General features: G+C 73.1%; 1 protein-coding gene. It reads right to left on the bottom strand.

Annotated features, from left to right (window positions below):
• Positions 1–208 precede the first annotated feature (208 nt).
• Positions 209–1,812: sodium:proton antiporter (locus BIU98_RS13870; protein WP_083393255.1), on the bottom strand; the 1,604-nt coding region annotated here is incomplete at its 5' end.

Genomic DNA, 1,812 nt, shown 5'->3' with positions numbered 1-1,812 from the left:
GCTGACCACCGAGGTGCTGCACCAGATGGGCGCGGCGGCGGCCCCGTTCGGGTTCCGGCGACCCTTCCGGAACCTGCGGAAGCGCCTCGGGCTCGCGGCGCTGCAGACCGCGGGGGTCCGGGTCTTCCGGATCACGATCGGACACTGACGCGTCAGGGCCGGGTGCGCCTGGTCAGCCCGGTCAGCTGGGTGGCGCGGGTGTGCCGCTTCAGGCGGCCGGACCGCCCCGGAGTTCGAGCGCGATCTGCTCGGCGTCGAGGTTCCTGAGCACGGACTCCAGCACCTCGGCGTCGAACGTGCCGTCGTCGCGGGCGTCGAGCAGCGCCGCACGCTGGGCATCGAGGACCCGGAGGCGTCGGACCTTCTCCTGGCCGAGCCATGCCCGGAGTTCGGCTGGGTCAGCGGCCTCGAGGTCCTCCCGAGAACGCGGGGTCGACGGCCTGGGGTCGTCCGCCTGGGTGGCCTCCGCCGCGGCGCGCATCACCACGAGGAGCCGACCGCGCTCCTCGGCGTCGGCTTCCGCTCTGTCGGCCGCCGGCGGACTGATCCGTCGCAGCAGCGGACCGATCGTGCCGCCCTGGAGCAGCAGGGAGAACCCGGCGACGGCGAAGGCGACGAACACGAGCAGCGACCGTTCCGGGGTGCCGTCCGGCAGCGTCTGGGCCGCCGCGACCGTCACCGCTCCGCGCATCCCCGCCCACACCACGGTGGTGCCCTCGCGCCAGCCGAGCGGGGCCTTCCGGAAGTACTGGATGTCCGCGAGCAGCTGACGGACGCGCCCGCCGAACCGCTCGAGGTCCCGTTCGGACGGCGCGCGGTTGCCGAGCCGGTGCTCCTGCAGGGCGGCGCTCGCGGTCTCGCGGTCGGCGTTGCGGTAGTCCTGCAGGCGGTCCTGCATCCGTGCCTGGCGTTCGGCGCTCCGCGTCAGGCCGAACAGCAGCGGGACGACGTACGCGGCACGCACCAGGACCGTGAGCACGAGGGCGCCGAGGGCGATCAGCAGCGCTGGTCCGATGCCGGCGTGGTCGTGCTGCACGTCACCGATGATCGAGGCGAGTTCGAGTCCCATCACCAGGAAGACCGCGCCCTCGAGCACGAACTCGACCGTGCCCCAGTTCTGCGCGTCCGACAGGCGGTGGTTCGGCGGGAGCACCCGCGGCGCCCGGATGCCGGTGATCAGCCCGGCGACGACGGCGGCGACGAGGCCGGAGGCGTGCAGGTGCTCCGCGGGGATCGAGGCGACGAAGGGCACCGCGAACGACAGCGCCGTGTTGACGGTGGGGTTCGCGACGCGGGCGCGGACGGCGAGGTTGAGCCAGCCGACGACCAGGCCGATCGCGACGGCCACCGCGACGGCGAAGGCGAAGTCCCCGACGGCGCCCCAGAACGAGAAGGTCGCACCGGCGGCGACGATCGCCGTGCGGAGCAGCACCAGCGCCGTGGCGTCGTTGAGGAGCGATTCACCGTCCAGGATCGCGACCACCCGTCGGGACACCGAGGTCTGCTTCACGATGGACGTCGCGACCGCGTCGGTCGGGCTGACGATCGCGCCGAGGGCGATGCCCCACGCCAGGCCGAGGTCCGGCACCACCCAGGCGAAGAACAGCCCCAGAACCAGGGAGCTCGCGACGACGAGCACGACCGACAGGCCGCTGATCGCGCCGAACTCGCGCCGGAAGTTCATCGTCGGCATCGAGACCGCGGACGAGTACAGCAGCGGCGGGAGCACCCCGGCGAGGATCCACTCCGGGTCGACCTCCACGTCCGGCACCCACGGCACCAGGCTCGCGACGATGCCGACGGCCACCAGGA

Source organism: Curtobacterium sp. MMLR14_010, from assembly GCF_001865015.1.
GTDB lineage: Bacteria > Actinomycetota > Actinomycetes > Actinomycetales > Microbacteriaceae > Curtobacterium.
The sequence above is the reverse complement of the archived record's forward strand: the minus strand, read 5'-3'. Positions and strand labels throughout refer to the sequence as shown.